General features: G+C 73.7%; 5 protein-coding genes and 1 other RNA gene. All 6 read left to right on the top strand.

The window, feature by feature from the left end; translation table 11 throughout:
• Positions 1-943: chemotaxis protein CheB (locus HUU95_RS10265; RefSeq protein WP_174280023.1), on the top strand; the 943-nt coding region annotated here is incomplete at its 5' end.
• Positions 940-1,770 carry a CheR family methyltransferase gene (locus HUU95_RS10260; RefSeq protein WP_174280022.1) on the top strand — a complete coding sequence of 277 codons (831 nt, stop codon included), beginning with the start codon at positions 940-942 and terminating at the stop codon, positions 1,768-1,770. The genes HUU95_RS10265 and HUU95_RS10260, both read left to right, overlap by 4 nt.
• Before the next feature lie 171 nt (positions 1,771-1,941).
• Positions 1,942-2,574 (top strand): N-acetylmuramoyl-L-alanine amidase, encoded by a 633-nt coding sequence (locus HUU95_RS10255; RefSeq protein ID WP_174280024.1) that lies wholly within the window; start codon positions 1,942-1,944, stop codon positions 2,572-2,574.
• Positions 2,575-2,669: 95 nt separating this feature from the next.
• Positions 2,670-3,067, top strand: an RNA gene (gene rnpB, locus HUU95_RS10250) — RNase P RNA component class A.
• Between the two features lie 62 nt (positions 3,068-3,129).
• Positions 3,130-3,669 carry a J domain-containing protein gene (locus HUU95_RS10245; RefSeq protein WP_174280021.1) on the top strand — a complete coding sequence of 180 codons (540 nt, stop codon included), beginning with the start codon at positions 3,130-3,132 and terminating at the stop codon, positions 3,667-3,669.
• A 10-nt stretch (positions 3,670-3,679) separates the two neighbouring features.
• Positions 3,680-3,948, top strand: a 269-nt coding sequence (locus HUU95_RS10240; RefSeq protein WP_174280020.1) for a hypothetical protein, incomplete at its 3' end; no start/stop codon positions are given.

Genomic DNA, 3,948 nt, shown 5'->3' with positions numbered 1-3,948 from the left:
CGGCGCGGTGCCGCATGCCGCCGCCGCCCGCGCGCTGCTGGCGCGGGAGCGGGTGGACGCGATCCTGCTCGACATCGAGATGCCGGGCGTGGATGGGCTGACCGCGCTGCCGGATCTGCTGTCGGCCGCGCAGGGCGCCCGCGTGATCGTCGTGTCCTCCGCCTGCGCCGAGGGTGCGGCCTGCACCGTCCAGGCGCTGGCGCTGGGCGCGGCGGACACGCTGGTGAAGCCGCAGCCTGGTATCTCCCACGCGCGCTTCTCGGCGGCGCTGGTCGAGAAGCTGTCGCGGCTGACCGCCCTCGACGAGCCTGCCGCGACTCCCGACGACGGCCGCGCGTCCGTCCTGCCGCTCACCGGGCCGCGGCGGTACGACCTGATCGCAATCGGCGCCTCGACGGGCGGCATCCACGCACTGGGCCAGTTGGTGCGCGCGGTGCCGCCGGGTCTCACGACCCCCATCCTCGTCACACAGCATCTGCCGGCCTCGTTCATGCCGTTCTTCGCGGCGCAGGTCGCGACCCTGGCAAGACGGCCATGCGACGTCGCGACCGACAGGCTGCGGCTGCGCCCGTCGCGAATCGTCCTGGCGCCGGGCGACGCGCACGTCCGCTGCGTCGCGCTGGGGGAAGGCGGGATCGCGGTGCGGCTGGTCGACGACCCCGCGCCCAGCGGCTGCATGCCCTCGGTCGATGTGATGTTCGATTCGGTCGCCGCCGTCTGCGGTCCGCGCGCGCTGGCCGTGGTGCTGAGCGGCATGGGCCGCGACGGCCTGATCGGCGCGCGCGCGATCGTGGACGCGGGCGGCGATCTGGTGGTGCAGGACCGCGACTCCAGCGTGGTGTGGGGAATGCCGGGAGCGGTGGCGGGTGCGGGTCTATGCCACGCCGTCCTTCCGCCCGACCGGATCGGCGAGCTGATCGCCAGCCGCCGGAGCCCGCGATGACGGACACCGCCATCGCGGCGTCGGGCGCGCACGCGGTCTTCGCGACGCTGCTGGAGGCGCGCACCGGCCAGTCGCTGGGAAGCAACCGGGCGTGGCGGCTGGAGACGGCGCTGCGCCCGCTGCTGCGCGACTGCGGGCTCGACACGCCGGACGCGCTGGCGCTCGATCTGCTCGACGGGCGGCATCCCGGGCTGGCCGAGCGGGTGGTGGAGGCGTTGCTGAACCAGGAGACGTCCTTCTTCCGCGATCCCGCCGTCCTGACGATGGCGGCGGAGGCGATCGGCACCGCGCGGACGCCGCGGCAGCGCATCTGGTGCGCCGGCTGCTCGACGGGGCAGGAGCCGCTGTCGCTGGCGATCCTGTTCGCCGAGCGCGGTCGCGAGGTGCCGGAGATCGTCGCGACCGACTGGTCGGAGGTCGCGATCGCCCGCGGCAGGAGCGGCCGCTACAACCAGTTCGAGATCCAGCGCGGCCTGTCGACCCCGCGCATGATCCGGTGGTTTGACGGGGCGGGCGGCGACTGGGTCGCCCGGCCCGAGCTGTCGGCCCGTGTCCAGTTCCGGCGCGGCAACCTGATCGCCGATCCGGCGCCGCCCGGCCAGTTCGACGCGGTGTTCTGCCGCAACGTGCTGTTCTATCTCGCCCCGGCCGCGCGGCGCGCGGTGCTGACGCGGCTGGCGGGCGCGTTGCGGCCGGACGGCGTGCTGGTGCTCGGCGCCGGCGAGACGGTGATCGGCCAGTCGGACGCGTTTCAGCCCAGTCCGCGCTTCCGGGGGCTGTACGAACAGGTGGCGCGGCCCTGGCCGCCCAGGGAGGCCTGCCGCTGACGTCGCGGGACCTGCCGCCGATGCTCCGCGACGCGGCGGCGGTTTACAACGGCGCCCGCCCGCGCCAAGCTCCACCCGGTGAGCGACGATTTCATCGACCCCGCGTCCGCCGACCCGCCGATCGCCGACGCGCCGTCGCCCAACCACGACGAGCGGACGGCGCGGATCAGCATGATCGTGCTCCACTATACCGGCATGGAGACCGCCGCGGCGGCACTCGCCCGGCTGCGCGATCCCGCCGCCAGGGTCTCCGCCCACTACATGGTGGACGAGGACGGCTCGGTCATCCGGCTGGTCGGCGAGGACCGCCGCGCCTGGCATGCCGGCGCGGCGCACTGGCGCGGGATCGGCGACGTCAACTCCGCTTCCGTCGGCATCGAGATCGTCAACCCCGGCCACGAGTTCGGCTATCGCGCGTTTCCGGACGCGCAGGTGGAGGCGGTGATCCGGCTGGTCGCCGCGATCAAGGACCGGCACGCGATCACCCGTGGCAACGTCGTCGGCCATTCCGACATCGCCCCCGCACGCAAGCGCGATCCGGGCGAGCTGTTCCCCTGGGCCAGGCTGGCGCGCCTGCGCCTCGCGCTGCCCCGCCCCACGCGCGGCCTGATGGACCCGCAATGGCCCGAAGCCGGCTTCCTGCTGGCGCTGGAACGGTTCGGCTACGACGTGACGAAGCCGATGGCCGCGATCATGGCGTTCCAGCGCCGCTACCGCCCCGAGCTGATCGACGGGGAGATGGACGCGGAATGCCGCATGCTCCTCCTCGCGCTGCTCCTGCCCCGGCCGCAGGGGGATGACTGAACCGGCCCGAAATCCGCCCCGGCGGGTCTTTGGATTGCTGCCGTCCGGGCCGTCCGGGCTTGTGTCGCCGCGTCCTTCCGCTACGGCTGATGGCGTCAGAGGGTCGGGCGGCCGCGTCGTGTGCGAACACGCCGAGGAAAGTCCGGGCTCCGCGGAACGACGGTGCCGGGTAACGCCCGGCGGCCCGTGCCTTCGGGCAAGGGTCAGGGACAGTGCCACAGAGAGCAGACGGCGACCGCTTCGGCGACGCCACGGTGAAAGGGTGCGGCAAGAGCGCACCGCGCTTCCGGCAACGGCAAGCGGCACGGCAAACCCCACCGGGAGCAAGACCGAATAGGGGTGGCGAGGGGCCTTGCGGCTCCGGGGCGTGTTCCCGCCTGCCGCCCGGGTTGGTCGCTGGAGCGCGTCGGCGACGGCGCGCGTAGAGGAATGGTCGCCCATCCCCCGCGCGAGCGGGGGTGGACAGAACCCGGCTTACAGACCCTCTGGCATTTTCCCCGCCCGCGGCCCGCCGGGCGTGGCAATCGGACCGTCCAGGGCCTAGCTAGGAGCTAGATGGCGCGCACTCCCTCCCGATCGAACGACTGGGGCTTCCCCCGCTGGCGCAGCTATGGCGCGACGAGCGAGGCGACGCGCGTTCGGCTGTGCGACCGCCACGGCTGCACCGAGCCGGGGAACTGCCCTGCGCCCAAATCGCCCAACAGCCCCGAACGCTGGTATTTCTGCGTGACGCATGCCGGCGAGTATAATCGCGGCTGGAACTATTTCGACGGCCTATCCGCCGAGGACGCGGCGGCGCGCGAGGCGGACGAGACGCGCACCGCGAACGGCTATGCCGACTCGCAGCATTACCGCTGGGCGGGCTCGGGCGACGGCAGCCGCTCGCGCGACGAGATGCGCGCGCTGGGGGTGCTCGACGTGGATGTCGATGCCGACTTCGCGACGATCCGCTCGGCCTGGCGGCGGCTCGCCAAGGCGAACCATCCCGACGTGCGCCCCGGCGACGACGCCGCGGCCGACCGGTTCCGTGCGATCCAGGCGGCGTGGGAGGTGCTGCGCGTCGCGGAGGAGGCGCGCGCGGCCGGCCGGTCGTGACGGTTCGGGCGTGAAACCGGTCGTCGCGTCCGGCTGGTCGCGGACGCTGGTCGTCTGCGCCAAATGTTCGGGGAAGGTCGGGCGGGCGTTCGGCGAGGGCGGCGACGAGACGCTCGCCAGGGCGTTGCGGGCGGAGCTGCGCGTCGGCAAGGGCCGCAAGGCATCGGCGGGCGTGGTGGAGGCCAAGTGCCTGGGCCTGTGCCCCAAGGGCGCGGTGGTCGTGCTCGACGGCGCGCAGCCGGGCCGGTGGCTGCTCGTGCGGCCGGGTACGCCCGCGGC

This window comes from Sphingomonas bacterium (genome assembly GCF_903643065.1).
Lineage (GTDB): Bacteria > Pseudomonadota > Alphaproteobacteria > Sphingomonadales > Sphingomonadaceae > Sphingomonas.
Note: the sequence above shows the minus strand (reverse complement) of the source record. Positions and strands in the feature narration are given on the sequence as shown.

What these genes read in the sequence shown, in the direction of transcription:
- HUU95_RS10260 (WP_174280022.1), top strand. Translation starts at nt 940, where the DNA reads ATGACGGACACCGCCATCGCGGCGTCGGGCGCGCACGCGGTCTTCGCG.
- HUU95_RS10255 (WP_174280024.1), top strand. Translation starts at nt 1,942, where the DNA reads ATGATCGTGCTCCACTATACCGGCATGGAGACCGCCGCGGCGGCACTC.
- HUU95_RS10245 (WP_174280021.1), top strand. Translation starts at nt 3,130, where the DNA reads ATGGCGCGCACTCCCTCCCGATCGAACGACTGGGGCTTCCCCCGCTGG.